This is a genomic window from Alloalcanivorax venustensis ISO4 (assembly GCF_015356855.1).
GTDB lineage: Bacteria > Pseudomonadota > Gammaproteobacteria > Pseudomonadales > Alcanivoracaceae > Alloalcanivorax > Alloalcanivorax venustensis.
Window position 1 is genome coordinate 96,757 of the sequence record NZ_ARXR01000006.1, and the last position, 25,692, is coordinate 122,448.

Below are 25,692 nucleotides of genomic sequence, written 5' to 3' on the forward strand. Positions count from 1 at the left end.
TTATCGGCCTGTGGGGGCTATTTACGGCGGCCACCCCAGGCCGCTTCGATCTGGCGGGCCCGGGTAATGGATTCCTGTACCAGCTCGGACTGGTGCTCGGCGAATTCGCGGATGATCTCCAGGGCCGAGCGCACGTCGCGGCGGAAGATGGTCTCCACCAGCGCCTTGAAGAACGACAGGCACTCTTTCATCTCGTCGTTATCCAGGTGCAGCGCCATGAAATAGGTGCGCTGCAGGGCCGGGTGCAGGTCGGTGAGCACGTCCTCGACGAAGCCGTTGCGGGCGAACGGATAGGCGTGCTCCAGGAACTGGAAGCTGAGGTCGAAGAAGCGCTCCAGATCCCGGTCGGAGGCCGCCACCTGCAACTCGTGGATCAGGGCGATGATCGGGTCCAGGTCGTCCTCGCGCACATTCTTGATCGCCTTGCGGATCACCAGACCCAGCAGCACCTGGACCAGCTCATAGAGGCCGCGCACCTGGCTCTCCGACATCTCCTTCACCACCGCGCCGCGGCGCGGCAGGATGTCGATCAGGTGGCGCCGCTCCAGGATCAGCAACGCCTCGCGCACCGACCCCCGGCTCACTTCCAGCTCGCCGGCCACGCGCAGTTCCTGGATGCGGTCGCCGGCCAGCATGTCACCACGAATGATCTGCGCGGCCAGATGGCCGGCGATTTGTTCGGAAAGGCTTTCCCGGGCTTTAAAGGTCACGTTGGCCTGCGTCCGCTGGCGAATGGAAGACGATGGAAATCATTTTGTCCGACTATAAAACAATCCGGCAGGACCACCAAGCCGGCGCCGAATGCAAAAAATCCACCCCGGGCATGACAAGCCTGTCCCGGTCTGGTTAATTGAGGGCACAGAGGGATTGCGGACGGCCACCACGCCAAGGGCAGTAATGAAAAGGCTAATCACCGAACTGGCGGAACTGGACGGCCTGTTCGACCAGTACGCGGAGCGCTTCGGGCGGGACCAGACGCCCTATCGGAACCACGTTTACCGGGTGATCAACCTGGTGGCGGCGCAGCGCACGCTCACCGGTGACGATCTGCGCAAGCTGGAGCTGGCCGGCTTCTTCCACGACGCCGGCATCTGGCTGGCGGGCACCTTCGACTACCTGCCGCCCTCGGCGCGGCTCGCCTGCCACTATCTGGACGAGCACGGGCTGCAGAGCTGGAGCGACGAAATCCACGCCATGATCGTCCAGCACCACAAACTCACCCGCAGCGACGCCCCCGCCGAAACCCTGGTGGAGGCGTTCCGGCGCGCGGACTGGATCGACCTTTCCCTGGGCCTGCTGCGTTTCGGCGTCAACCGGGAGCGCCTGCGCGAGATCAACCGGCGTTTCCCCAACGCCGGCTTCCACGCCCTGCTGCTGGGCCTCAGCGCCCGGCAGCTGATCACCCAGCCGTGGCGGCCGTTCCCGATGCTGCGGCTGTAGCCGGCCGGGGTAGGACCTTTTGTCACTTGGTGCGGATGCCCCTGATGGGGCAGCATACCGGGTATGACAGCGGCCCCGCCCGGAGCCGCCGGATCACTCAGGAGCTTCGACCATGACCGAAACCCTGGCCCTGGACCTGGCGCGTGCCCAGTTCGCGTTCACGATTTCGTTTCATATCATCTTCCCCGCCATCACCATTGGCCTGGCGAGCTACCTGGCGGTGCTGGAAGGGCTCTGGCTGTACACCAAGAACACGCTGTACCGGGACCTGTACCATTTCTGGGTGAAGATCTTCGCCGTTAACTTCGGCATGGGGGTGGTCTCCGGCCTGGTGATGGCGTACCAGTTCGGCACCAACTGGAGCTTCTTCTCCGAATTCGCCGGCAGCATCACCGGCCCGCTGCTGGCCTATGAAGTGCTCACCGCCTTCTTCCTGGAGGCCGGCTTCCTGGGCGTGATGCTGTTCGGCTGGAACCGGGTGGGCCCCGGGCTGCACTTCTTTTCCACCGTGGTGGTGGCCATCGGCACGCTGATTTCCACCTTCTGGATCCTCGCCTCCAACAGCTGGATGCAGACGCCCCAGGGCCACGAGATCATCAACGGCCAGGTGGTGCCGGTGGACTGGCTGGCGGTGATCTTCAACCCCTCCTTCCCCTACCGGCTGATCCATATGTCGGTGGCCGCGTTCCTGGCCACGGCGCTGTTCGTGGGCGCCTCCGCCGCCTGGCATCTGCTGCGCGGCCGCGACAACCCGGCGGTGCGCAAGATGTTCTCCATGGCGATGTGGATGATGGTGCTGGTGGCGCCGGTGCAGGCGGTGATCGGCGACTTCCACGGGCTCAATACCCTGGAGCACCAGCCCGCCAAGGTGGCCGCCATGGAGGGCCACTGGGGCGGCGAGGAGGCCGCCGACGGCGAGGGCCTGCCGCTGATCCTGTTCGGCTGGCCGGACATGGAGGAAGAGCGCACCCGTTTCGCGGTGTCGGTGCCCCACCTGGGCAGCCTGATCCTCACCCACAGCTGGGACGGCACCATTCCCGGGCTGAAGGAATTCGCCCCGGAGGACCGTCCCAATGTGCCGATCGTGTTCTGGTCGTTCCGGATCATGGTGGGCCTGGGGATGCTGATGATTCTGCTCGGCGGCCTGAGCCTGATGCAACGCTGGCGGGGGCGGCTCTACAACAGCCGCTGGTTCCTGCGCTTCGCGCTGCTGATGGGCCCCGCCGGGCTGATCGCCATCCTGGCCGGCTGGTACACCACCGAAGTGGGCCGCCAGCCCTGGGTGGTATACGGGCTGATGCGCACCGAAGACGCGGTTTCCACCCATTCCGCCACCACCCTGGGCGTGTCCCTGGCGCTGTTCGTGGTGGTCTACCTGTTCGTGTTCGGGGCCGGCGTGGCGTACACCCTGCGGCTGGTGCGCAAGGGCCCGCAACTGGAAGAAGGCACCCGGGAAACCAGCGGCGGGCCGGGGCGGCCACGGCATGCCATGCGCCCCCTGTCCGCGGTGGAGGAAGACCTGGACGACGATCAAGACACGGACGGAGGGCGCTGAGCCATGGGTATTGATCTGCCTCTTATCTGGGCGCTGATTATCGGTTTCGGCGTCATGATGTACGTGCTGATGGACGGCTTCGACCTGGGCATCGGCATCCTTTATCCCTTTATTCCCGACCGCCACCACCGCGACGTGGCGATGAACACCGTGGCGCCGGTCTGGGACGGCAACGAAACCTGGCTGGTGCTGGGCGGCGCGGGCCTGCTGGCCGCCTTCCCGCTGGTCTACTCGGTGGTGCTCACGGCGCTCTATCTGCCGCTGATTTTCATGCTGCTGGGGCTGATCTTCCGCGGCATCGCGTTCGAGTTCCGCTTCAAGGCCCGCGACCACGAGCGCCACATCTGGGACAAGGCCTTTATCGGCGGCTCCTTCACCGCCACCTTTTTTCAGGGCGTGGTTCTGGGCGCCTACGTCAGCGGCCTGCCGGTGGAGAACGGCGCCTACCCCGGCGGCCCGCTGGACTGGATCGCGCCCTTCCCGCTGTTCACGGGCGTCGCCCTGGTGTTCGCCTACGCCCTGCTCGGCAGCACCTGGCTGATCATGAAAACCGAGGGCGAGCTGCAGTTCCGCATGTTCCACCTGACCCGGCCGCTGATGTGGATTCTGCTCGCCGCCATCGCCGTGATCAGCCTGTGGACGCCGCTGCGCGATCCGGTGATCGCCGAACGCTGGTTCAGCTTTCCGAATATCGTCTGGTTCTCGCCGGTGCCGCTGCTGGTGGTGGGCGCCGCCCTGCTGATGCAGCGGGCCCTGGCCCGGGGCCGGCCGGTGGCGCCGTTCCTGCTGGCGCTGTTGCTGATGTTCCTGGGCTACGCCGGGCTGGCGATCAGCGGCTGGCCGAACATCCTGCCGCCGGACATTTCCATCTGGGAAGCGGCCGCCCCGCCCCAGAGCCTGGGCTTCGCCCTGGTGGGCGCGTTGCTGATCATCCCCTTCATTCTGATGTACACCGCCTTCGCCTATTACGTGTTCCGGGGCAAGGTGCGCCCCGGCGACGGCTACCACTGACGCGTTGAGGAGTCCGCATGCAAGGTCGTGAAACCCGGGAACGCAACGGCGCCACCGCCCCGTTGCGCAAGCGGCTGGGCTGGTTGGTGCTGATCTGGGTGGCCAGTGTTCTGACGCTGGGTGGGGTGGCCTGGTTGATGCGCTTGTTCATGAACGCCATCGGCCTGCAGACCAACTGAACCGGCGTGTAAGAAAATCCTCACGAAAAAGTTACTCACAGATTCTGTGGATAACTCTGTGCATAGTCTGTCAGGAACTGTCCCCAGGGCCCATGATCACGCCGATGACCCCTAAATGACGAAAAAATATCCATATTATTAATTTCAATAAAATCAATCAGTTACAAACCTTTCCTTCACAAATCAAGCGGTTACGGGTGCTTGCTAAAAGTGAAATGAGCAATCGCCGTCCGCTGTGCAAAACTCCCAGCCACGGAATGCCCTTTCACGGCGCTGTCACAGGCTGCTGGCGCCGTTTTGGTGCGAAATCGCTGACAGGCCGTGCGCCGCTCACGGACGCACCAGACGGGCGTTAACCACCCCTTCCAGGGCACGGATTCTGGCCATCGCCGCCTCGGTGGGTTCTTCCTCCAGGTCCAGCAGGTTATAGGCCAGCTCGTCGCGGCTTTTATTGAGCATGTCGATCACGTTGATGTCGGCGTCCGCCAGCACCGACAGCACCTGGCCGAGCATCTTGGGGATGTTGCGGTTGGTCACCGCCAGACGCACGCCCGGGCCCGGCTCCAGAATCAGGTCGGGGAAGTTCACCGAGTGGCGGATGTTGCCGTTTTCCAGGAAGTCGGTGAGCGCCTCGGCGGCCATCACCGCGCAGTTCTCCTCGGATTCGCCGGTGCTGGCGCCCAAATGGGGCAGCGCCAGCACGCCGGGAACGCCGGTCAGCGCCAGGCTGGGGAAATCGGTGACGAAGCCGCGCAGCTTGCCGGCGCGCAGCGCCTCGGCCACCGCCGCGTCGTCGACGATGCCCTGGCGGGCGAAGTTGAGCAGCACCGCGTCTTCCTTCATGGGCGCCAGCTGGGCGGCGCCGATCAGATTCCGGGTGGCGTCCAGCAGCGGCAGATGCAGGGTGACGTAATCCGCCCGCGCGAGCAGCGCTTCCAGGCTGGCCATGGGGGCCACCTGGCTGGGCAGCCGCCAGGCGGCGTCCACGCTCAGCGCCGGGTCATAGCCGATCACGTTCATGTCCAGGGACAGGGCGGTGTGCGCCACCCGCGAACCGATCGCGCCCAGCCCCACCACGCCCAGGGTGCGGCCGCGCAACTCGCGGCCCTGGAAGTGCTTCTTGCCCTCTTCCACCTGGCGGTGCAGGTCCGCTTCGCTGTCCGCGCGCAGCCCGGCCACCCAGTCCAGCCCCTCGCGCAGGTGGCGCGAGGCCAGCAGCAGGCCGGCCACCACCAGCTCCTTGACCGCGTTGGCGTTGGCGCCGGGAGTGTTGAACACCGGAATGCCCCGCGCACTGCAGTGGGCCACGTCGATGTTATTGACGCCGGCGCCGGCGCGGGCCACGGCTTTCACCGTCGGAGGGATGTCGGCGCCACCGAGGGGGTGGCTGCGCAGTAACAGGGCGTCCGGTTCGGACAATTCGCTGGCGACCTCGAAACGGTCGCGGGGGAAACGCTCCAGGCCGCGCAGGGCGATCTGGTTGTAGGTGCGAATGCGGAACATGGCGGTCCTCCGAAGGGCTGCTGGATCACCACAGCCTCTCCGTAAACCGCCCTGATTTCCAGAGTTATTGCTGGAAGGTCATGCCCAGGCGGCGCCCTACTTCCTCGTAGGCCTCGATCACGTTGCCCAGGTCCTGGCGGAAGCGGTCCTTGTCCATCTTCTCGCGGGTGTCCTTGTCCCACAGCCGGCAGCCGTCCGGGGAGAACTCGTCACCGAGCACCACCTCGCCGTGGAACAGGCCGAATTCCAGTTTGTAGTCCACCAGCAGCATGTTGGCGTTCAGGAAACGTTTCTTGAGCACGTCGTTGACCTTGAAGGTCAGCTCTTTCATTTTTTCGATGTGCTCGGGCTCGGCCCAGCCGAAGCTGCGCACGTGGTATTCGTTGATCATCGGATCGCCCAGGGCGTCGTCCTTGAGGAACAGCTCGAAGGTGGGCGGATTCAGCTCCTTGCCCTCCTCGACGCCCAGGCGGCGCACGATGGAGCCGGCGGCGATGTTGCGCACCACGCACTCCACCGGAATCATGTCCAGCTTCTTGACCAGCGATTCGTTGGCGCTGAGCAGTTTTTCGAAGTGGGTGGGAATGCCTGCCTCGTGGAGCATCTCCATGATCGCCGCGTTGAACTGGTTGTTCACCGCGCCCTTGCGATCCAGCGCTTCTTTCTTCTTGCCGTCGAAGGCGGAAGTGTCGTTGCGGAACACGATCACCAGCCGCTCCGGATCGTCGGTGGTGAATACGGACTTGGCTTTACCCGCGTAGAGTTCGTCGCGCTTTTCCATGACCTACCTGCGTTAAGTTTGAGAACCCCGCGCGCTCGCCGCCGGGGCGTCTTAGTGAATGTCGAGCCAGCCGAAGCCCTGCTCCTGGCTGGCCACGCGGATACGCTCCCGTCCCGCCTCCACCGCCTGGTGGATCCAGCCCAGGGCGTGGTCCGGCGTATTGTTCTGCTCACTCAGGTGCGACAGCACCAGGTGCTGCAGCCGGTCCACGTTGCAGTGGCCCAGCAGCGTCGCCGCCTGCTGATTGCTCAGGTGGCCCAGATTACCACCCACCCGCCGTTTCAGGGACGCCGGATAGGGGCCCCCCCCCCCCCGCCGTTTCAGGGACGCCGGATAGGGGCCCGCGGCGAGCAGCTCCGGCTCGTGGTTGCACTCCAACACCAGGGCGTCGCATTCGCGATAGGCGTCCACCACATGGGGGGTCAGCGAGCCCAGGTCGGTGAGCACACCCAGCTCCCGTTGCCGCCAGCTGAAGCGGTACTGGCAGGGCTCCAGGGCGTCATGGGGCACGGTCACCGGCGTCACCGTCATGTCCGCCAGCTCGAAGGTCCGGCCCGGGCGCACTTCGCGCCAGTCGGCGCCGTGGAAACCGGCGGCCTTGCCGGTCACCGCCCGAGCGGTCCCGAAGGTGCTGTAAAGAGGGGTCTTGTACTTGCGCGCCAGGGCGCCGGCGCCGCGCACGTGATCGCCGTGCTCGTGGGTCACCAGCAACGCGGCCAGATCCGTGGCGCTCAGCCCCAGCGCCGCCAGCCGGCGTTCCGTTTCACGCAGGGAAAAACCGCAATCCACCAGCACCAGCAGATCGCCGGCGCACACCAGGGTGCCATTGCCTTTACTGCCACTGCCCAGGGACGCCAGCCGCAAGAATGCTCTCCCCCTAAACGGCCCGGCCGGCGGCCGGAGCCCGGTTCACAATTCGCCGTGGATGCTTTCCAGGATAGCCAGGCCGGAGGTCTTTCCGGCCAGCGCCGTACCTTCCTCGTTGAGCACCGCCACCTGGATACCATTGGTGGTGTGGCTCAATTTGAGGCGCGCCTGGGGCGGCTGCAGCTGGTAACGCTCGGGCACGGTCAGGAAGAACACCCCCTGGTCCCGGTTGCGGTCGGTGACGCGCAGATCGGTCTGGGTCAGCGCCTCGCTGACCTTTTCCCAGGCCCAGGCGAAGCTGGTGGGCATCATGATGATCGGGTAGCCGCTGCCGTCTTTCGCCAGCACCGCCTGGCCGGTGTTGTCGGCCGGCGCCGCCGGGGTCTCCTCTTCCTCGTCATCGGCTTCGCCGGGCGCCGCCACCAGTTGCGGCGGACGGGGCGCTTCGAATTTGTCCTCGCCCTCGCCCTTGCCCTGCAGGCGGCGCTCCATCTGCGGCACCGCGTAGAGCGGGTCCGCGCCGATGAACACCATATCCCCGGGTACCGTGATCGGCTCCAGCACTTGCGCTTCGCGGTAGCGCAGGCTGTTATCCGGAATCAGGCCGCAACCGGCCACGCTCAGCGCCACGGCGCCGGCAACAATCAAACTACGATGCATTATCCCTCCAGGAGACCGCAGCTACGCAGCGTTTCGCGCAAGCGTGGCTGGGCGGCCTCCGACAAATGAACCAGCGGCAAACGGATGCCGCTGTCGATCAGACCCATTTCGTACAGGGCCCATTTCACCGGAATCGGGTTGGCTTCCAGGAATAGATCACGGTGGAGGGGTTCCAGTTCCGCGTTCAGGGCGCGGGCACGGTCCACGTCGCCGTCCACCGCCGCCTGACACATGGCGGCCATCTTCGCCGGCGCCACATTGGCGGTCACCGAGATGTCGCCGTCGCCGCCGGCCAGAATCAGCTCCAGGGCGGTGGCGTCGTCGCCGGAATAGATCAGAAAATCGTCGCCGCAGCGCTCACGGATTTCCCGCGCGCGCTCCAGGTTGCCGGTGGCTTCCTTGATGCCGACGATGTTCGGCACCTTGGCAAGACGCTCCACGGTTTCCGGCAGCAGGTCGCAGGCGGTGCGGCCGGGCACGTTGTAGAGAATCTGCGGGATGTCCACCGCCCGGGCCACGGCCAGGAAATGCTGATAGAGGCCTTCCTGGGGCGGCTTGTTGTAGTACGGCGTCACCAGCAGGCAGGCGTCGGCGCCGTCGCGCTTGGCGTCACGGGTAAGGCGGATGGCTTCCTCGGTGCTGTTGGCGCCGGTACCGGCGATCACCGGAATCCGTTTGTCGGCCACCGCCACGATCTCGCGGACCACACTGTCGTGTTCCTCGAAGCCCAGGGTGGCGGATTCACCGGTGGTGCCCACCGCCACGATTCCATGGGTGCCCTGCTCCACATGCCAGTTGACCAGACCGCGCAGACGTTCCCAGTCCACCGATCCGTCTTCGCGCATGGGGGTTACCATTGCCACGATGCTGCCGCGAATCATGCCGCTTCCTCTTAAACGCTTTCGACGCCTTGATTAATGGAGCGCTATGGTAAACCCCGCCCGAAGGGCGGACAAGCGTTGCCCGGCCCGGTAAGCTGTGCCGCTGGCGGCCCCGAGGCCGCGATCAGGCAGTAGCAGGAGACAACCATGACAATCAAAGAAGGACAGCCGGCGCCGGACTTCACCGCCCCGGCCACCAGCGACACCACCATCACCCTGTCGGCCCTGAAGGGCAAGAAAGTGGTGCTCTATTTCTACCCCAAGGACAGCACTCCGGGCTGCACCACGGAAGGCCAGAACTTCCGCGACCTGTACCCCAACTTCCAGGAAGCCAACTGCGAGATCCTCGGTGTGTCCAAGGACTCCCTGCGCCGCCACGAGAACTTCAAGGCGAAGCAAGAGTTCCCGTTCGAACTGATCAGCGACGAGGACGAAACCGTCTGCCGCCTGTTCGACGTGATCAAGCTGAAGAAGATGTACGGCAAGGAATTCGAGGGCATCGAACGCAGCACCTTCCTGATCGACGAAGAAGGCGTGGTGCGTGACATCTGGCGCAAGGTCAAGGTCAAAGGCCACGCCGAGGACGTCCTCGACGCCGTCCACGGCCTCTGACTTCCGTGCCACCGGGCCCGCGGGAGCGGGCCTTGTGGGAGCGGGCCCAGCCCGCGAAAGGCAAGCTTTGCTTGCCGGCAAAGGCTGCCCCGCAGGATCCCAGAGCCCTCTCTATTACTCTTTACTCCCCTCCACTTCCCCCGCCGGCAACCGCCACGCATCACTGCGCTTGGGCCACGCATTGATCACCGCCTTCAGCAAGGTCGCCAGCGGAATCGCGAAGAAAATCCCCCAGAAGCCCCACACGCCGCCGAAGAACAGAATCGCGGTGATGATTGCCACCGGGTGCAGATTGACCGCCTCGGAGAACAGCAGCGGCACCAGGATGTTGCCGTCGATGAACTGAATCACTCCGTAGATCACCATCACCAGCGCGAAGTCGCCGCCCCAGCCGAACTGCAGGTAGGCCACCGCCGCCACCGGCACGGTGACGATGGTGGCGCCGATATAGGGAATCAGCACCGACAGCCCCACCAGCACCGCCAGCAGCACCGCGTAGTTCAGGCCCAGCAGCAGGAACGCCAGGAAGGTCACCGACCCCACCAGCAGGATTTCCACCGCCTTGCCGCGCACATAGTTGGCGATCTGCTGGTCCATCTCCTGCCAGACGTGGGAGAGAATACGCCGCCGCTCCGGCAGAAAGCCCAGCACCCAGCCCACCAGCTTCTCGCGGTCCTTGAGGAAGAAGAACACCAGCAGCGGCAGCAGCACCAGGAACACCAGGATTTCCAGCATGTTGGGAATCGAGGAGAGCGACAGGGTGAGCACCGACTGACCCAGCTGGGCCAGCTCCCGCTGGGCGATGGTGACCAGGGTGTTCACCTGCTCCATGGAGATCATTTCCGGATAGCGCTCCGGCAGGCTGCGCAGCCAGGTCTCGGTGGTGCGCAGAATATCCGGCAGCTGGTCGCGCACCAGCAGCACGGTCTGGCGCCACAGCAGCGGCATCAGCACCACCAGCACCGCCACCAGGGCGGCCAGGAACACCAGAAACACCAGGTTCACGGAAAGCACCGGCGGCACCCGGTAGCGGTTCAGGGCGGTGACCAGCCCCTGCATCAGGTAGGCCACCACCAGCGCCGCCAGCACCGGCGCCAGAATGCCGCCGAACAACAGCACCACGGCGAAGCCCGCCAGCAACAGAAACAGCAGGTACACCGCCTCCTCGTCGGAGAACCAGGCATTGAACCAGCCTTTAAGCACATTCAGCATCGGAGAACCTCGGGCCTAGTCGCCACAACGAATGAGAAAGCGGAATTCCCGCTCGTCCTGCTCGTGGCGAACCAGCTCATGGGAAGACTGTCGAAGATATTCAGGGATGTCCCGGGCCGACCCGGCGTCGGTGGCCGTCACTTCCAGCAAGGCCCCGGCCCGCAGGGCGCGCAACGCCTGCCGGGTCTTGAGCAGCGGCAGCGGACAATTCAGACCGCGGGCATCCAGATATTTGATATCCATGGTGTGATCCGTTCGCAGGGGCGGTCATTATAGGGCACATGACGGCATTATCAGAGACACCTCGTCGCGACAGAATCATGGTGACACGAAAAATGCGGATCGCTAAGGAGAGTCCATTTTGATCGCTGCCGCGCGCTTCGCTCTTGTGGCCTTGCTGTGCCTGGGCGCGGGCCTGGGCCAGGCCCAACAACAGGATCTGCCGGAACTGGGCGACCCCACCGTGGCGATCATTTCCGCCGAGCAGGAGTACCGGCTCGGGCGCGGCTGGCTGCGCGATCTGCGGGGCCAGACGTCGATCATGGAGGACCCGCTGGTCCAGGAGTACGCGGAACATCTGGTCTACCGGCTGGCGTCCTTCAGCGAGCTGAACGAACCGGACCTGGCGATCGTGGTGATCAACAGCGCCGCCATCAACGCCTTCGCCGTGCCCGGCGGGGTGATCGGCCTGAACGCCGGCCTGTTTCTGAACGCCGCCAGCGAAGACGAGGTGGCCAGCGTGGTCGCCCATGAAATCGCCCACGTCAGCCAGCGCCACTTCACACGCCGCTACATGGACTCGAAACGGCGCGGCCCGGCGGTGCTGGCCGCCATGCTGGCGAGCATCGCCCTGGCCATCGCCGGCAGCGGCGACGCCGGCATGGCGGGCATCGCCGCCACCCAGGCGGCGTCGATCCAGGCGCAACTGGCCTACTCCCGCCACAACGAATACGAAGCGGACCGGGTGGGCATGCAGATTCTCGCCGCCGCCAGCATGGACCCCAGCGCCATGCCGCGCTTCTTCGAGCGCATGCTGGAACAGCAGCGCTATTCCGGCGACCCGCCGGAGTTCCTGCTCACCCACCCGCTCACCGCCGAGCGGGTCGCCGACTCCCGGGCCCGGGCGCGCTCGCTGAGCGCGCCGCCGGCCAATCCGTCAGCCTCCTTCGAGCTGGTGCGCGCGCGCATCCAGGCCCGTTACTTCGACGGCCAGGAACGGGCCCGGGATTACTTCGGGCGGCGCCTGGAGAGCAACGACCGCGTTCAGAAGCAGGCGGCGCGCTACGGGCTCGCCCTCACCGACCTGAAAGAGGACCGCTACGACGCGGCGCGCCGCGCGCTCACCGAACTGGTGGAGGCGCACCCGGACCAGATCTGGTTCCAGCTGGGTCTGATGGAAGTGGATATGGATCAGGGCCGCTACGCCGACGTGATCGAGCGCGGCAAGGAGGTGCTCACCATCAACCCCAAGGACTACGCCGCCTCGGTGATGACCGCCCGCGCCTACCTGCTGAGCAAAAAGCCGGAACAGGCGGCGCCGCTGCTGGAGCCGCTGCTGCTGCAGCGCCCCAACGACCCGATGCTGTGGTCGCTGGCCGCCGACGCCTGGGGCAACAGCGACCAGAACGCCCGCGCCCACCGGGCCCGGGCGGAGGTGCTGTTTCTGCGCGGTCAGGATCAGGCCGCCCTGCGGCAGATGCGTTTCGCCCTGGACGAGGCCGACGGCCAGTTCGCCCTGCGCAGCAAACTGAACGCACGCATGAGCGAAATGGAGCGGCTGTCCTCGGAGGAATTCTAGGGGCGCCCGGAACGGCGCCCCGGTGGATCAGGGTTTAAGGCGGGCGCCGAACTCGAGCATGCGGTCCAGCGGTTTCATGGCCTTGGCCGCCAGGGTCGGATCGACGAAGATTTCCTGGCCGCAGCCGTTGTCGTCTTCCAGCACCGCCAGGGTGTTTTCCAGGCCGTTCATGGCCATCCACGGGCAGTGGGCGCAGCTGCGGCACGCCGCGCCGCTGCCGGCGGTGGGCGCTTCCACGAAGGTCTTGTGCGGCGCCAGCTGCTGCATCTTGTAGAAGATGCCCTTGTCGGTGGCGACGATAAAGGTCTGGTTGTCCATCTCCTGGGCGGCCTTGATCAGCTGCGACGTGGAGCCGACCACATCCGCCATTTCCACCACCGACGACGGGGACTCCGGGTGCACCAGCACCGCCGAGCCCGGATAAGCCGCCTTCAGATCTTCCAGACCCTGGGCCTTGAACTCTTCGTGGACGATGCAGGCACCGTCCCAGCACAGCACGTCGGCACCGGTTTTACTGCGCACATAATTGCCCAGGTGCTTGTCCGGCGCCCACAGAATTTTCTCGTTGCGCTGATCCAGGTATTCGATCAGTTCCACCGCGATGGAGGACGTCACCACCCAGTCGGCGCGCGCCTTCACCGCCGCCGAGGTGTTGGCGTACACCACCACGGTGCGGTCCGGGTGCTGGTCGCAGAACGCCGCGAATTCGTCCTCCGGGCAGCCGATGTCCAGGGAACAGGTGGCTTCCAGGGTCGGCATGAAGACCCGCTTTTCCGGGCTGAGGATCTTGGCGGTCTCGCCCATGAAACGCACGCCGGCCACGATCAGGGTGCTGGCCGGGTGGTCGCGGCCGAAGCGCGCCATTTCCAGGGAATCGGCCACGCAGCCGCCGGTCTCCTCGGCCAGGGCCTGGATCTCGGGGTCGGTGTAATAGTGGGCCACCATCACGGCGTCACGGGCCTGTAACCGTTCTTTAATGCGCTGACGGTACAGTGAACGCTGATCGTCGGTGAGTTCGGTCTGCTCGTTAGCGCCCGCCAAATGGGCGCGCACGATCTCTTGGGCCTGTGCTGTCATACGGCATCACCACCCCAGGGTAAGGGGACTATCAATCGCTTGAGGCACCTGCTGTCCAGGATACCACTTTGGTCTCGGTGTCGGGATCATACCATATTGGTCTTAGCAGGACGCTGACCATGACCAAAAGCGACAGCCTCATCGTCTTATATGGACGCCGCGCCGCCCGGATTCAAGCCCTCGCCACCCCGGTAATCCGGGCCGGCGGCGAGCAGATGCACGGTGCTGATGGCCCGCTCCATGAAGGCGCCCTGGCAGTAACACAGGTAGTAATCCCACATTCTGCAGAAGCGTTCGTCGAAGCCCAGTTCACGGATGCGCGGCAGCGCGCTGATAAATCGGGCCCGCCAGTCCTCGATGGTTTTGCCGTAATGGGCGCCGATGTCTTCCAGCCCCACCGGCATCAGCCTGGTGTTCTTGCGCAGCGCCTGGCACATCACCGTCACTGACGGCAAAAAGCCGCCGAGGAAGATGTAGCGCTTGATGAAGTCCACGTTGTCACGGGCGTATTCGTAGCGCTGGTCCGGCACCGTGATCGCCTGCAGCAGCAGCAGCCCTTCCGGCTTGAGGCGCTGGTTGAGCACCCGGAAGTACTCGTCCAGGAACTGGTGGCCCACCGCCTCGATCATTTCCACGGAAACGATGCGGTCGTAGCGGCCCTGCAGCTCCCGGTAGTCCTGCTCGAGCACCTGGATACGGTCGGACAGGCCGGCTTCGCGGACCTGTTCGCGGGCGAAACGGGCCTGCTCCCGGGAGATGGTGGTGGTGGTCACGCGCACCCCGTAGTGGCGGGCGGCGTGCAGCGCCAGACCGCCCCAGCCGGTGCCGATTTCCAGCACTTCCATGCCCGGGGCCAGGCGCAGGCGCTGGCAGATCAGATCCAGCTTGTGGGTGGCGGCGGTTTCCAGGTCCGCTTCCGGACTCGGATAGATGGCGCTGGAATACATCATGTGCCGGTCCAGGAACAGGGCAAAGAAATCATTACCCAGGTCGTAGTGGGCGGCGATGTTGCGGCGCGATCCGTTCAGGGAGTTGCGGTTCATGGCGTGCAGGGCCTTGAGCGCCGGCTTCGCCAGCCAGGCGGCGGAGCCTTCCAGCGCCCGCATGGCGTCCACGTTGGCGGCGAAGAAGCGCACCACCGCGACCAGATCCGGGCTGTCCCAGGCGCCGTCCATATAGGCTTCGGCGGCGCCCAGGGCGCCCCCGGTCATCATCTGCCGGTAGCTGTCCCAATCATGGATGCGGATCTCGGCGGCGCCTTCGGCCGCCGTGTCGCCAATGGACACGGTCTCGCCGTCGGGCTCATGCAACACCACGCCGCCCTTGGGCATCTTCGCCAGGTGTCCCTGCACCAGCCGTCGGGCCAGACTTTGCGCCCAGGACGGGCGCTGACCCACCAGCGCCTTATCACCGTCCATCATGAGTGTTCTCCCCATTACCTTGCTTATCTTTACCCGGGTGGGCGTGGAACCGGGCGCCCTTGCGCCAAAGCTTCCAGGCCTGCCAATAGATGCCCGCCACTGTTTTCACGCTCTGCGCGCCGAAGCGGCGTATCACCCGCGCCATGGCGGGCGCGTCGGCCTCCGCCATGTGCATTTTCAGGCCGGCGGCGAAAACCAGCTGGTCGCCGTCCCGGTCCTCCAACGTTAGGCGCAGATCGGGAAATAAGGCGTGAAGATGCCAGTGATAGCGCAGCCCCAGCGGCAGGAAGGGCGACACATGGAAGGTCTTTTCATGCGCCACCGTTTGCGGCCCCGGCCCCTGGCTCAGGGTCAGGGCGTAGATATGGCGTTCATGCCAGGGGGTGTTGCGCACCTCGGCCAGCATCGACGCCGGCCGTTCGGCGCCGTCCGGAAAGTGGAAGTACAGCACCAGGGGGTTGAACAGCATGCCGAAGGTGCGCCACTGGCCGAGCATGAACACCCGGCCGGCGCGCCAGTCCAGACCGGCCTCGGCGGCCCGGTCGCGCACCTTGTCGCCCAGCGGCCGGCGGTCGGCGTCGATGAAGTCCCGGTCGCGGAACGTCACCGGACGCCAGCGGCGGCCCCACAAACGCTGGCGGGCCAGCATCCGGTCCGGCGCGTCCACATCGCACCACACCAGCCACAGCGGATAGCGGAAGGCGTGCCGCATGGGGGTATGGCGCTGATGCCACACCTGGCCGGTGGCGAGCGCGAAGCGGGGAATCACAGCGCCGCTCCCCGGCCGCCGCCCTGGCCGCGGGCGGCGATGCCTTCGACCACGTCCAGCGCCGACACCACGCCGTCTTCGTGGAAGCCGTTGCGGCACCAGGCGCCGCAGAACCAGGTGCGGTTATCGCCGTTGGCGGCCAGCAGGCGTTCGCGGGCAAGCAGCCCCTCGGTGGTGAACAGCGGGTGGTGGAACACCTCCCGGCGGATCACCGTTTCCGGGCGGATCCGGTCACCGGCATTGAGGGTCACGCAGAAGGTCTCCGGCGCTTGAAAGCCCTGCAGAATGTTCATGTTGTAGGTCACCTGTACCGGCTCCGCGTCATCGGTGCGCCCCAGCAGGGCGTTCCAGCTCGACCACACCCGGCGGCGCTTGGGCAGCATGGCGGTGTCGGTGTGCAGCACCACGTCGTTGGGCTGGTAGCGCAGGTCCGCCAGGCAGTCCCGCTCACGCGGGCCCGCGTCGTCCAAAAGCGCCAGGGTCTGGTCGCTGTGGCAGGCCATCACCACCTGATCGAAACGGTGGCTGTCGCCGCCGGCTTGCACCGTGACGCCCTCGCTGTCCCGGCGCACACCGGTGACCGGCGTGGCGGTGTGGAAGCGGGCGCCGCAGGCGGCGCGCAGGGCTTCCACATAGCGGCTGGAACCGCCGGGCACCACGTACCACTGGGGCCGGTTCCGCAACGCCAGCAACCCGTGGTTGATAAAAAACCGCACGAAGAACTTGGCCGGAAACGCTTCCATCTGCGCCAGGGAGCAGGACCAGATGGCGCCGCCCATGGGCAGAATATAATGCCGCCGGAAGCGCTCGCCATAGCCCTGTTCGTTCAGATAAGCGCCCAGGGGCTGCTCGCCGGCGTCGCTGTCCAGCAGCGCCGGCGCCTCCCGGTTGAAGCGCAGAATATCGCGCAGCAACGCCCAGTGACCGGGGTCCAGCAGATTGCGGCGCCGCCCGAAAAAGCCGCCCAGGCCGTCGCCGCAGTATTCCACGCCGGTTTCCGCGTCGGTGACCGCGAAGCCCATGGCGGTGGGCTGGCGGCCGATGCCGAGCTCCGCCAGCAGCGCCTCGAAGCGCGGATAGGTGCGGTCGTTGAACACGATAAAGCCCATGTCCACGGCGTAGTCGCCGTGCTCGCGCTGCACGTCCACGGTGAAGGTGTGGCCGCCCAGGCGGGGCTCGGCTTCGAACAGCGTCACCTGGTGGTCGCGGCTCAGATACCAGGCGGCGGTCAGGCCGGCGATGCCGCCGCCGACAATGGCGATGCGCTGGCTCAAGAGGCGTCTCCGTTCTGCTGGTTCCAGGCGTCGCGGGCGGCGCGGAAGGCGCTCTCCACCCGCTGCTTGACGCCCTGGTGGGCGACGATCGTGGTGGGGTAATCCGGGGTCATCAAAGGCTGCTTCCAGGGTTCATGGATGGTCTTGTCGTCGGCGGTGGCCAGCTCCGGCACATAGCGGGCGATAAAGCGGCCCTGCGGATCGAAGCGGTGGCTCTGGCGCACCGGACTGAATACACGGAAATACGGCGCGGCGTCGGTGCCGGTGGAGGCGCTCCACTGCCAGCCGCCGTTGTTGGCGGCGAAGTCACCGTCCACCAGATGCGCCATGAAAAAGCGCTCCCCTTTGCGCCAGTCGATAAACAGATGCTTGGTCAGGAACATGGCGGTGAGCATGCGCAGGCGGTTGTGCATCCAGCCGGTCTGCACCAGCTGGCGCATGGCGGCGTCCACCAGCGGGTAGCCGGTGCGGCCTTCGCACCAGGCCTGGAAGTGCTCTTCGTTATCGCTCCATTGCAGCAGCGCGGTCTCCGGCCGGAACGGCGCGCCGGTGGCCAGCGACGGAAAGCGATGCATGATCTGCCGGTAGAAATCCCGCCAGGCCAGCTCACCGATCCAGGTGGCCGCGCCCTCCCGGGCCTTGGCGTCCTGCAGCGCCGGCCGCGCCGCGAGGTAGGCGTCCAGCGGCGCCAGCGTGCCCGCCGACAGCGCCGCGGACAGGCCGCTGGTGCCGGGCTCGGCGGGAAAGTCCCGCCGCGCTTTGTAGTCGCCCAGATGCTGCTCGACGAAATCCTTCAGCTGGCCGCGCGCGGCGTCCTCGCCGGGGTGCCACAAGGCGGTCACCGAGTCCGGCACGGACAGCGTCTCCAGCGCCCGCTCCACCCGATCACGGCCGACAAAGCGGCCCTGCCCGCCGGGCCAGTCCGGCGCCGGCACCGCCTCGGGCTGAAGGTCGTCCATCCACACGTCCCAGCGCTTCTTATAGGCGGTAAAGACGGTATAGGGCGTGCCCTTGCCGGTGTGCAGCGCCCTCGGCGGCACCAGCACGCCGTCGTCGAAACCGTGGATGCGCACGCCCTGCGCTTCCAGGCGGCGGGCCACCGCCCGGTCCCGGTTCAGTTCGTTGAGCGGGTACTCCCGGTTGCAGAACACCTCGGTGACGCCCTGCTCGGCCACGAAGTGTTCCAGGGCGGTAACGCTGCCGTCGAAATCGCCGCCGTCGAGCACATGCAGATCCACGCCCCGCGCCGCCAGGGACTCGCCCAGCTCCAGCAGGCTGTGCAGCACGAACCAGCGGCGCGCCGGCGCCACGCCGTGGGCGTCCCACTGGTCCGGGCACAGAATGTGCAGTGCCGTGACCGCGTCGCCGCCGGCCAGCGCCTGGGTCAGCGGGGTGTGCCCGTGACAGCGCAGATCATTACGAAACCAGACCAGTCGCACCCTGTTCTCCTTGCTGTTGAGTGATTGATTCGGCGTCGTCCATTCGCTTCGCCACCGCCTGGTAGTCGCCCGGCTCGCACGGCAGCCAGGCCGGCGTCGGCGGGTCCCCGGCCAGGGCCGGTCCCGCGCAAAGAAAGGCGCCTTCGGGCTGTTGCTCCGGCCACAGCTGAGCGATCTGCCGGCGTGCCGGGCGCTCGCCGAGCATCCACACCACGCCGGCCAGACGCGGCTCCGCCAGCCAGGGGGTCAGCGCCGGCCAGGCCACCGGCGTTTCCAGGCACCACACCGGCCGGTCCGCCACCGCCGCCTGAATCAGCGCCGGCAGCGGATCGCCCACCGCCATCACCAGCCAGGCCCGCTCGCGTCGACCCGGCGCCCGGGCCAGAAGCCGGCCGGCCAGCTTCTGGCGCAGAAAGCTGTCCAGCAGCGCCTGGGACGCACCGAGGCCCGGCAGCGCGCGCAGATGATCGCGCAACGGGTCGCAAAATCCCGTGACCACCCGACCCAGCGGATAGTCGCCGGTGAGCCGCTGGAACAACTGCTCGAGACGACGCACGTTGCGCGCCTCCAGGGCCAGCAGTGCATCTTCCATGGCGTCCCGCCAGGGGCCGGCCACCTCGGTCACCGGGCCGCCATCCTGCTCCAGTACCGGGCGCACCTGGCTGATCGGCAGCCCCCGATCCAGCCAGGACAGAATCCGCTCGATCACCGCCAGATCCTGGTCGCTGTAGCGGCGGTGGCCGCGCTCGGTGCGCGCCGGCCGGATCAGCCCGTAGCGGCGCTCCCAGGCGCGCAGCGTCACCGGGTGCACACCGCTTTGCCGGCTCACCGCCTGAATGCTGTAACCGTCGTCGAAAGCTTTCATGGCTGTCTCATACCCGGTTGCGCAGCCCCAGCGCGTCCGGGTAGGGGCGCAGGTACTGCTGGGTGGCCAGGTAGGGCTGCTCCACCTTGCTCTGGGCGGCGCGCAGCATCGTCATCGGCACCACCAGCGGCACCTCGCCGCGCAGATAGGCGTCGATCTGTTCGTGGATCGCGGCGCGGTCCTGCTCGCCCAGCTCGTCTCGCAGAAAGCCCATCAAATGCAGCATGGTGTTGACGTGGGCGCCCGGCGAGATGCGCTTGGCCATGGCCGGCATAAAGGCGTGGATATAGTCGTCGGCGATGTCCGCCAACGGTCGCTTCTTAAGGTCGGCGAGCAGCGGCCCCAGGCGCCGATAGGTGGCCTGGCAGTGGGCCAGAAGCTGGAATTTATGGCGGCTGTGGAAGTCGATCAGGCCCTTGGCGGTCAGGCCGCCCTCGCGCTCGGTCAGCCGGCACCAGTCGTCGTAGACGAACACACGCTCGACGAAGTTCTCACGCAGGCGGTCATCGTTAAGACGGCCCTCCTCTTCCACCGGCATCAGCGGAAAACGGTCCATCAACGCCGCCGCGAACAGGCCGCTGGCGTCGCGCCGCGCCACCTCGCCGTCCTCGCGGTAAACGCGAATGCGCTCCATGCCGCAGCTCGGCGACTTGGCCATCAGCACGAAGCCGCGCAGATCCGCCAGCCGCTCCACGGCCTCGGTCACGAAGCCGTCCATCAGAGCAGTAAAATCCCGGTCGCCGCGGGTCGCCTTGAGGCGCACGCCGTCGTCGGTCTCCACCAAGTGCATGGCCGGCCGCGGCGTGGACAGCCCGGCGCCCATCTCCGGACACAGGGAGCGGAACCGGAAATAGCGCGCCAGCACCCCGGTGCAATAGCGGGAATGCTTATGGCCGCCGTCGTGGCGCACCTCGCGGCCCATCAGGCAGGCACTGATGCCCACCGGAATCCGCTGATCGTCGCTGTCTGAATGCCGCCCCATGGTTGCCTCCGTCCGGTGCGCTTGAAGCTGTACAAACCGTTATAGTTGTACAAGTCTCGGGCGTCACCCATGAAGGCTTTGTGAAGCAGGTCTCAAGGTGAAACGATGAAGGCGGGAAAGCAGGGACATTTAAAGCTGTTTTACACACGGCGGCGCGGGATCGTGGCACAGTGAATTCGCGTTGCTGGCCACGGACGGTCAACGTCTCCCCCAGGACGTCACGCAACGCGCATCCCCCCTTCCTTCAGGCATTTGAAGGAACCCCAGGCCGCCTCCCCCCAGGCGGCCTTTTTTATGCCCGCGGCATTCAGAAAGGTTGGCTCTTTAGGTGTTCGGTGCTCCGTATCGGAGACGCGGTGCAATGGTGGTGCCTTCCGGGATCGCTCAAGCCGTCCATGGCCGCTCTCATTTGGCCATCCATGGCCAAATAGGTCCCTCCAGGCACCACCATTGCCCCGCTCACTCTGCAGCGGAACCGCCACGGGTCAGAAGAACCGTCAGGACCTTTCTACGAAGCTGGGTTTGTGGGAGCAAGTCTTGTGGGAGCAGGTCCCGGATACTGAGCACCAATCTCTAAAACTCCGTAAGCAACGACACCGCCGAAGCCTTGAACAGCAGAACCACCCGGCCACCCTCATGCAACCCGAGCCGCGCCTGACTCCGCACCGTCACCCGCGCCTGGATCGACTGCCGCTCGCACAGAGATTCCACCAGCACTCCGGAATCCTGCACCGTGACACCGGTGATGCGCGCCGGCAGCTGGTTCATCAGGCTCACGCCGGCCAGCTCGGCGACGCTCAGGGCCACGTCGTCGGCGTGCAGCAGCAGGCGCACCGGCGTGCCCGCCGGCGGCAGGCGCGGGGTACGCACCCACAGGGTTCGTGCGCCGAAGGCCACCGGAAGCAGGCCGGCTTCCGCCTGCCCGGAGAGAGCCTCCCCCAACAGCACCGAGCACGGCGAGGCCTGACCCTGGTAGCGTCGCAAACCCGGCAGCAAGGCACCGCAATAAGAGACGCCGCCGGGTTCCAGGATCGCCACCTGGTCGCAGAGCCGGGCGATGTCTTCGATCTGGTGGGCTACCAGCACCACGTCGCAGCCCAGGCGCCGGGTGAGGGCCTGCAGCTTGGGATAGAGGCGGTGCCGGCTGTCGTCGTCGAGCGCGGAAAACGGCTCATCCAGCAGCAGCAGGCGTGGCCGGCGCAGTAACGCCAGCGCCAGCGACACCCGGCGGCGCTGGCCGCCGCTTAACTGCGGGGGACAGAGAGGGCGCAAACCGTCGATGTCGAGATCCCGGATCAGCTCGCCGGTCAGGTCACCGGTTTGATGGTGGCGCGCCACCCGCCGCAGGTGCCGGGCCACGGTCCAGTGATCAATCAGCGCCGGGGTTTGCGACACCAGCGACACCCGGCGGGCCAGCGCCGCCGGCGTCACCGCCCGGTCTTCGACACGCAAACGGTGAGCCGCCGGGTTGAGGCCGGCCAGCGCCCGCAGCAGCGTGCTCTTGCCCACCCCGGAGTGCCCCAGCAGGCCGAGCCATCCGCTTTGCGCCCGCACCCGGGCGCGCAGGGCCACCGGCGCCGCGAGGGTGACATCAAAATCGATCATGGCGGCGGCCGCTCCATTGCGACAGCAACACCGTGGCCACGGCGATCGCCATCATGGTCAGCGCCAGCCGGTTGGCGGCCTGGTAGTTCATTTGCTCGACATGCTCAAACAAGGCCACCGACAGCACCCGGGTTTCGCCGGGAATATTGCCGCCGATCATCAGCACCACGCCGAACTCACCCAGGGTGTGGGCGAAGCAGAGCAAGGCGGCGCTCACCAGCGCCGGCCGGATACCGGGGATAACGATAAACAGAAACCGGTACCAGCCCGGGAAGCCGAGCACCCTGCCCGCTTCATCCAGGGCCGGGCCGCTTTGCTGCAAGGCCGCTTCCAGGGGACGAAACGCGAACGGCAGGCTGTAGATCAGAGAGCCGATCAGAATGCCGGTAAAGCTGAACGCCAGTTGCTGGTCGAACAGGCGCGCCAGCAAGGAGCCGGGCGGATGCGCCGGGGAAAACGCCACCAGCAGGTAGTAGCCGAGCACGGTAGGCGGCAACACCAGCGGCAGCATCACCAGGGATTGGATCAGGCTCCGCCCGCGCGAGTCGCGGCGCACCAGCAACCAGGCCAGCGGCAGGCACACAGCCACCAGAATAACGGTAGTGGTGGCGGCCAGTTTGACCGTCAGCAACAGGGCCTGGGCGTCACCGCTAGCGAGCCAGGGCATCGGTGCCTCCTGGTAAGGCGTAGCCGGCGGCGCGAATCAGCCGGCCCGCCCGCTCGGAGAACAGAAACGCCATAAAGGCTTCGGCCAGCGGATCGCCGGGGTTCACCACCACGCCCTGCTGCACCAGCGGCCGGTGCCAGTCGGCGGGCAGCACACGGTATTCACCCCGCCGCGCTTGAATCAGGCTCAGCGCCACCAGCCCCAGGTCGGCGTTGCCGCCGTCCACCAACTGGGTGGCTTGGCTGACATTGGCGGCGACCACGATTCGCCAGCGCGGCGCCGGCCGCGCATCGCGGTAGCGGGCGATGGCCGCTTCGGCGGCGCGGCCGTAGGGCGCGGTGGCCGGGTTGGCGATGGCCAGGGTGTATTGGCGCTCGCCGTTCAAACCCAGACCACGTGGGTCCCAGATCGCCAGCCGCCCCAGCGCGTAGGTGCGCGGCACGCTACTGCCGTTGTTCCGGTGCAGCGCCGCCGGGTAGGCGCTGTCGGCGGACAGGAACAGCTGGTATGGGGCGCCGTGGCGAATCTGCTGGTAAAGGTGGCCGGACGCGCCGCTGATCAAATCCAGCGCCACCTGGGGATGATCTTCGTTGAACAGAACGGCCAGCTTTTTCAGGGTGGGATAGAAATTGCTGGCGCAGGCAATGCGTAATTCGCCCTCTTCCCGCGCCTCAACCGGGGGCGCGAGACAGAACGCCACCAACATTAGCAGCCCGACTGCTTGCCGGCCGATTCGCTTCCCGGCGCGGCTCATCTCACAGCGCCACGGCGTCAGCGTACCAGCGCCCGGCGGCGCGGACGTCGTTGGCAGCGGCATCAAGCCAGCGGGCGCCGTCGGGGCAATGCTCTTTTTTCCAGAACGGCGCCCGGGTTTTGAGCTGGTCGATCAGGAAATGGGCCGCCTGAAACGCTTCGGCGCGGTGGCGGGTGGCCACCGCCACGAACACGATCTGCTCGCCGGCGGCGAGCCGGCCGACCCGGTGCAGCAGACGCACCGCGCGGCAATCCCAGCGGCGCCGCGCCTCGTCCACGAAGCCCTGCAACTGGCGCTCGCACATGCCGGGGTAATGCTCCAGCTCCAGCGCCTGCACGGCGCCGTCGCCGCCGCGCACCCGGCCGACGAAGAACACCACCGCGCCGGCCTCCCCGGCCTGCTCGCAAAGCCGCCGGTACTGGTCGCCCACATCGAAGTCGTCTTGCTGCACCGAGATCATCTAGCCTCCGGTCACCGGGGGAAAGAACGCCACTTCGTCGCCGTCGCGCACCGGCGTCTGGCCGTTGGCCATTTCCTGATTCACCGCGCTCAGCAAGCGGCCGTCCAGGTGCGCCGCCCAGTGCGGGTATTGGTGAATCAGATGCCGGCGCAACGCCGCCACCGACAGCGGCGACGGCGGGCACAGGTCGAGGAAGTCGCAGTCCAGCGCTTCCCGCAGGCGGGCGAAAAAGCGTATCCGGATCATGCCTGCGCCCCCCGGTGCCAGTCGCCGCCGGCGCCGCCGCTCTTGGTCTCCAGGCGGACCGTGTCGATCGACATGCCCCGGTCCACCGCCTTGCACATGTCGTAGAGCGTCAGGCCCGCCACCGACACGGCGGTGAGCGCTTCCATCTCCACCCCGGTGGGCGCGGTGGTTTTGCACTGGGCCTGGATATGGATGGTGCCGTTGTCGTGGTCCAGCTCGAACTCAACCGTGACACCGCTGAGCGGAATCTGGTGGCAGAGCGGGATCAGCTCCCAGCACTTCTTCGCCGCCTGGATCGCGGCGATACGCGCCACCGCCAGCACATCGCCTTTTTTCAGACCGTTGTCGCAGATCAGCGCCAGGGTGGCCGGCGCCGCCCGCACCCGGCCGCTGGCTCGGGCCACCCGGGCGCTGTCGGTCTTGGCGGACACATCCACCATGTGCGCGTGGCCGTTCTGGTCAGTGTGCGTCAGCGACATGGGCCGGCCCTCCGTTGTCGGTTTCGCGGCTGTCGCAGGCGCGGTCCGCGCCCTTCAGATGCGACACGAAATTGCACGGCCGGTGGGCGGCGTCCAGCTGCTCCACCAGGATGCGGTCCCAGGCCAGCCGACAGGCGTTGGTGCTGCCCGGCAGGCACACCACCAGGGTGCCGTTGGCCAGCCCGGCCACGCAGCGGGACTGCAGGGTGGAGGTGCCGATCTCCTCCAGGGAGAGCGCCCGGAACAGCTCGCCGAAGCCGTCCACGGTTTTGTCGAACAGCACGCTGACCGCCTCCGGGGTGCTGTCGCGACCGCTGAAGCCGGTGCCGCCGGTGATCAGCACCACCTGCACGGCGGGATCGGCGATCCAGCGGGACACCTCGGCGCGGATCAGGTAGATGTCATCCACCACCAGCCGCCGGTCGGCGTTGCGGTGGCCCTGCTCAAGCAGCCGGGAACGCAACAGATCGCCGGAGCTGTCCTCGGCCAGGGAGCGGCTGTCCGACACGGTCAGCACGGCAATGTCCAGCGGCCGGGCGCAACGCGGTGCGGCCCGGGTCACGGGGGAAAGGGTCATGATCCGATCTCCTTGCAGAGGGTTTGCGGGGCAGCGTCCAGGGCGGTCGCCCGGCGCCAGGCCTCCGGCGTATTGGTATTGAGAAAGGCGGCGGCGTCACCGCCGTCCAGTGCCCGGGCACGGAGCGCGCGCAGAAAGCCGCCCAGCGCCAGATCACCGCGCCGCAGCCGTTGCGCCAGCCGCTCCGGCAGGGCCGGATCGCCGCTCAGGTAGCAGGGCAAGAACGAGTGCCGGTAATAGCAGTGGCCGTGATCGCGGCCGGCGGCGATCAGCCCGCGCAGCAACGCCACCGACAGCAGCGGCATGTCCACCGGCACCACCAGGTAATCGACCGCCGGACGGCTTCGCAGCACCGCATGAATGCCGCCCAGCGGCCCACGGTCCGGATAAAGGTCGGCGATGCAGCCGGGGGCGGCACGGCTGGTCACCACCGCCTGGCAACCGGCCGCCCAGAGCCGCGCCCGCAGGTGGTCGAGCAGCGGCTGCCCGCGCCATTCCAGCAACGCCTTGTCACGGCCCATGCGTCGCGAGCCGCCGCCGGCCAGTACCACGCCGATCACACCGGGAGTGTCCTGCAT

General features: G+C 66.7%; 29 protein-coding genes. 6 read left to right on the forward strand and 23 right to left on the reverse strand.

Annotation, left to right across the window (positions count from 1 at the left end; all coding sequences use genetic code 11):
- Window positions 1-17 precede the first annotated feature (17 nt).
- A complete protein-coding gene (locus ISO4_RS05380) occupies window positions 18-710 on the reverse strand; it encodes a GntR family transcriptional regulator (protein ID WP_067610418.1) in 693 nt (230 codons plus the stop codon).
- 187 nt (window positions 711-897) lie between these two features.
- Here ISO4_RS05380 and ISO4_RS05385 point away from each other — a divergent pair, with 187 nt between their 5' ends.
- The 4 genes from ISO4_RS05385 to ISO4_RS05400 all read left to right on the forward strand — a co-directional run bounded on the left by ISO4_RS05385 (window position 898) and on the right by ISO4_RS05400 (window position 4,185).
- The gene (locus tag ISO4_RS05385; protein ID WP_194855414.1) at window positions 898-1,440 is read left to right on the forward strand and encodes a hypothetical protein; all 543 of its coding nucleotides are present in this window, start codon (window positions 898-900) and stop codon (window positions 1,438-1,440) included.
- 112 nt (window positions 1,441-1,552) lie between these two features.
- Window positions 1,553-2,995: a cytochrome ubiquinol oxidase subunit I gene (locus ISO4_RS05390; RefSeq protein ID WP_194855415.1), complete on the forward strand. Its 1,443-nt coding sequence runs from the start codon at window positions 1,553-1,555 to the stop codon at window positions 2,993-2,995.
- A gap of 3 nt (window positions 2,996-2,998) precedes the next feature.
- Window positions 2,999-4,006, forward strand: a complete 1,008-nt coding sequence (gene cydB / locus ISO4_RS05395; RefSeq protein WP_142948653.1) for a cytochrome d ubiquinol oxidase subunit II — start codon at window positions 2,999-3,001, stop codon at window positions 4,004-4,006.
- 17 nt (window positions 4,007-4,023) lie between these two features.
- Complete coding sequence (locus ISO4_RS05400; protein WP_194855416.1) at window positions 4,024-4,185, forward strand: DUF2474 domain-containing protein; 162 nt, start codon at window positions 4,024-4,026, stop codon at window positions 4,183-4,185.
- A 330-nt stretch (window positions 4,186-4,515) separates the two neighbouring features.
- Here the strand turns inward: ISO4_RS05400 and ISO4_RS05405 are convergent, their stop codons facing one another.
- The 5 genes from ISO4_RS05405 to dapA all read right to left on the reverse strand — a co-directional run bounded on the left by ISO4_RS05405 (window position 4,516) and on the right by dapA (window position 8,877).
- Window positions 4,516-5,688, reverse strand: coding sequence for a phosphoglycerate dehydrogenase (locus ISO4_RS05405; RefSeq protein ID WP_142948655.1), 1,173 nt, complete (start codon window positions 5,686-5,688; stop codon window positions 4,516-4,518).
- Between the two features lie 64 nt (window positions 5,689-5,752).
- Entirely contained in the window at window positions 5,753-6,469 is a 717-nt protein-coding gene (gene purC, locus ISO4_RS05410; RefSeq protein ID WP_194855417.1) for a phosphoribosylaminoimidazolesuccinocarboxamide synthase, read from the reverse strand.
- 51 nt (window positions 6,470-6,520) lie between these two features.
- Window positions 6,521-7,333 carry an MBL fold metallo-hydrolase gene (locus ISO4_RS05415; protein WP_194855418.1) on the reverse strand — a complete coding sequence of 271 codons (813 nt, stop codon included), beginning with the start codon at window positions 7,331-7,333 and terminating at the stop codon, window positions 6,521-6,523.
- A gap of 45 nt (window positions 7,334-7,378) precedes the next feature.
- Entirely contained in the window at window positions 7,379-7,996 is a 618-nt protein-coding gene (gene bamC / locus ISO4_RS05420) for an outer membrane protein assembly factor BamC (protein ID WP_142948658.1), read from the reverse strand.
- Window positions 7,996-8,877, reverse strand: a complete 882-nt coding sequence (dapA, locus tag ISO4_RS05425; RefSeq protein WP_142948659.1) for a 4-hydroxy-tetrahydrodipicolinate synthase — start codon at window positions 8,875-8,877, stop codon at window positions 7,996-7,998. Before dapA ends, bamC begins: the two co-directional genes overlap by 1 nt.
- A gap of 147 nt (window positions 8,878-9,024) precedes the next feature.
- Between dapA and bcp the strand changes: the two genes are divergently transcribed.
- Window positions 9,025-9,489: a thioredoxin-dependent thiol peroxidase gene (bcp, locus tag ISO4_RS05430; RefSeq protein WP_142948660.1), complete on the forward strand. Its 465-nt coding sequence runs from the start codon at window positions 9,025-9,027 to the stop codon at window positions 9,487-9,489.
- A 114-nt stretch (window positions 9,490-9,603) separates the two neighbouring features.
- Here bcp and ISO4_RS05435 read toward each other — a convergent pair whose 3' ends face one another.
- Both ISO4_RS05435 and ISO4_RS05440 read right to left on the reverse strand, forming a co-directional pair.
- A complete protein-coding gene (locus ISO4_RS05435) occupies window positions 9,604-10,701 on the reverse strand; it encodes an AI-2E family transporter (RefSeq protein WP_194855419.1) in 1,098 nt (365 codons plus the stop codon).
- 15 nt (window positions 10,702-10,716) lie between these two features.
- Window positions 10,717-10,944, reverse strand: a complete 228-nt coding sequence (locus ISO4_RS05440) for a sulfurtransferase TusA family protein (RefSeq protein WP_194855420.1) — start codon at window positions 10,942-10,944, stop codon at window positions 10,717-10,719.
- A 118-nt stretch (window positions 10,945-11,062) separates the two neighbouring features.
- Between ISO4_RS05440 and ISO4_RS05445 the strand changes: the two genes are divergently transcribed.
- On the forward strand, window positions 11,063-12,499 hold the full coding sequence (locus tag ISO4_RS05445; protein ID WP_228547931.1) for a M48 family metalloprotease: 1,437 nt from the start codon (window positions 11,063-11,065) through the stop codon (window positions 12,497-12,499).
- A gap of 27 nt (window positions 12,500-12,526) precedes the next feature.
- On the opposite strand, the gene nadA is transcribed toward ISO4_RS05445, so the two are convergent.
- From nadA to mobA, 15 genes are all read right to left on the reverse strand, one after another.
- Window positions 12,527-13,576, reverse strand: coding sequence for a quinolinate synthase NadA (nadA, locus tag ISO4_RS05450; protein WP_194855421.1), 1,050 nt, complete (start codon window positions 13,574-13,576; stop codon window positions 12,527-12,529).
- Window positions 13,577-13,722: 146 nt separating this feature from the next.
- Window positions 13,723-14,997 (reverse strand): SAM-dependent methyltransferase, encoded by a 1,275-nt coding sequence (locus ISO4_RS05455; RefSeq protein WP_194855422.1) that lies wholly within the window; start codon window positions 14,995-14,997, stop codon window positions 13,723-13,725.
- A complete protein-coding gene (locus ISO4_RS05460; RefSeq protein ID WP_194855423.1) occupies window positions 14,984-15,766 on the reverse strand; it encodes a DUF1365 domain-containing protein in 783 nt (260 codons plus the stop codon). Before ISO4_RS05460 ends, ISO4_RS05455 begins: the two co-directional genes overlap by 14 nt.
- On the reverse strand, window positions 15,763-17,040 hold the full coding sequence (locus ISO4_RS05465) for an NAD(P)/FAD-dependent oxidoreductase (RefSeq protein WP_194855424.1): 1,278 nt from the start codon (window positions 17,038-17,040) through the stop codon (window positions 15,763-15,765). The genes ISO4_RS05460 and ISO4_RS05465 overlap by 4 nt, the downstream gene beginning before the upstream one ends.
- Window positions 17,037-18,479, reverse strand: a complete 1,443-nt coding sequence (locus ISO4_RS05470; protein WP_194855425.1) for a cryptochrome/photolyase family protein — start codon at window positions 18,477-18,479, stop codon at window positions 17,037-17,039. The genes ISO4_RS05465 and ISO4_RS05470 overlap by 4 nt, the downstream gene beginning before the upstream one ends.
- The gene (locus tag ISO4_RS05475; protein ID WP_194855426.1) at window positions 18,457-19,344 is read right to left on the reverse strand and encodes a MerR family transcriptional regulator; all 888 of its coding nucleotides are present in this window, start codon (window positions 19,342-19,344) and stop codon (window positions 18,457-18,459) included. Before ISO4_RS05475 ends, ISO4_RS05470 begins: the two co-directional genes overlap by 23 nt.
- Window positions 19,345-19,351: 7 nt before the next feature.
- Complete coding sequence (locus tag ISO4_RS05480; protein ID WP_194855427.1) at window positions 19,352-20,326, reverse strand: YbgA family protein; 975 nt, start codon at window positions 20,324-20,326, stop codon at window positions 19,352-19,354.
- Between the two features lie 573 nt (window positions 20,327-20,899).
- A complete protein-coding gene (locus ISO4_RS05485; RefSeq protein ID WP_194855428.1) occupies window positions 20,900-21,931 on the reverse strand; it encodes an ATP-binding cassette domain-containing protein in 1,032 nt (343 codons plus the stop codon).
- Complete coding sequence (gene modB / locus ISO4_RS05490; protein ID WP_194855429.1) at window positions 21,918-22,598, reverse strand: molybdate ABC transporter permease subunit; 681 nt, start codon at window positions 22,596-22,598, stop codon at window positions 21,918-21,920. The genes ISO4_RS05485 and modB overlap by 14 nt, the downstream gene beginning before the upstream one ends.
- A complete protein-coding gene (gene modA / locus ISO4_RS05495) occupies window positions 22,582-23,304 on the reverse strand; it encodes a molybdate ABC transporter substrate-binding protein (RefSeq protein WP_185956906.1) in 723 nt (240 codons plus the stop codon). The genes modB and modA overlap by 17 nt, the downstream gene beginning before the upstream one ends.
- 49 nt (window positions 23,305-23,353) lie before the next feature.
- Window positions 23,354-23,812, reverse strand: a complete 459-nt coding sequence (locus ISO4_RS05500) for a molybdenum cofactor biosynthesis protein MoaE (RefSeq protein ID WP_194855430.1) — start codon at window positions 23,810-23,812, stop codon at window positions 23,354-23,356.
- The gene (locus ISO4_RS17235; protein WP_194855431.1) at window positions 23,813-24,058 is read right to left on the reverse strand and encodes a MoaD/ThiS family protein; all 246 of its coding nucleotides are present in this window, start codon (window positions 24,056-24,058) and stop codon (window positions 23,813-23,815) included. It abuts the gene before it with no gap.
- On the reverse strand, window positions 24,055-24,537 hold the full coding sequence (gene moaC / locus ISO4_RS05510; RefSeq protein WP_142948675.1) for a cyclic pyranopterin monophosphate synthase MoaC: 483 nt from the start codon (window positions 24,535-24,537) through the stop codon (window positions 24,055-24,057). The genes ISO4_RS17235 and moaC overlap by 4 nt, the downstream gene beginning before the upstream one ends.
- Window positions 24,518-25,114, reverse strand: coding sequence for a molybdenum cofactor biosynthesis protein B (gene moaB / locus ISO4_RS05515; protein ID WP_142948676.1), 597 nt, complete (start codon window positions 25,112-25,114; stop codon window positions 24,518-24,520). The genes moaC and moaB overlap by 20 nt, the downstream gene beginning before the upstream one ends.
- Window positions 25,111-25,692, reverse strand: a complete 582-nt coding sequence (mobA, locus tag ISO4_RS05520) for a molybdenum cofactor guanylyltransferase (RefSeq protein WP_194855432.1) — start codon at window positions 25,690-25,692, stop codon at window positions 25,111-25,113. The genes moaB and mobA overlap by 4 nt, the downstream gene beginning before the upstream one ends.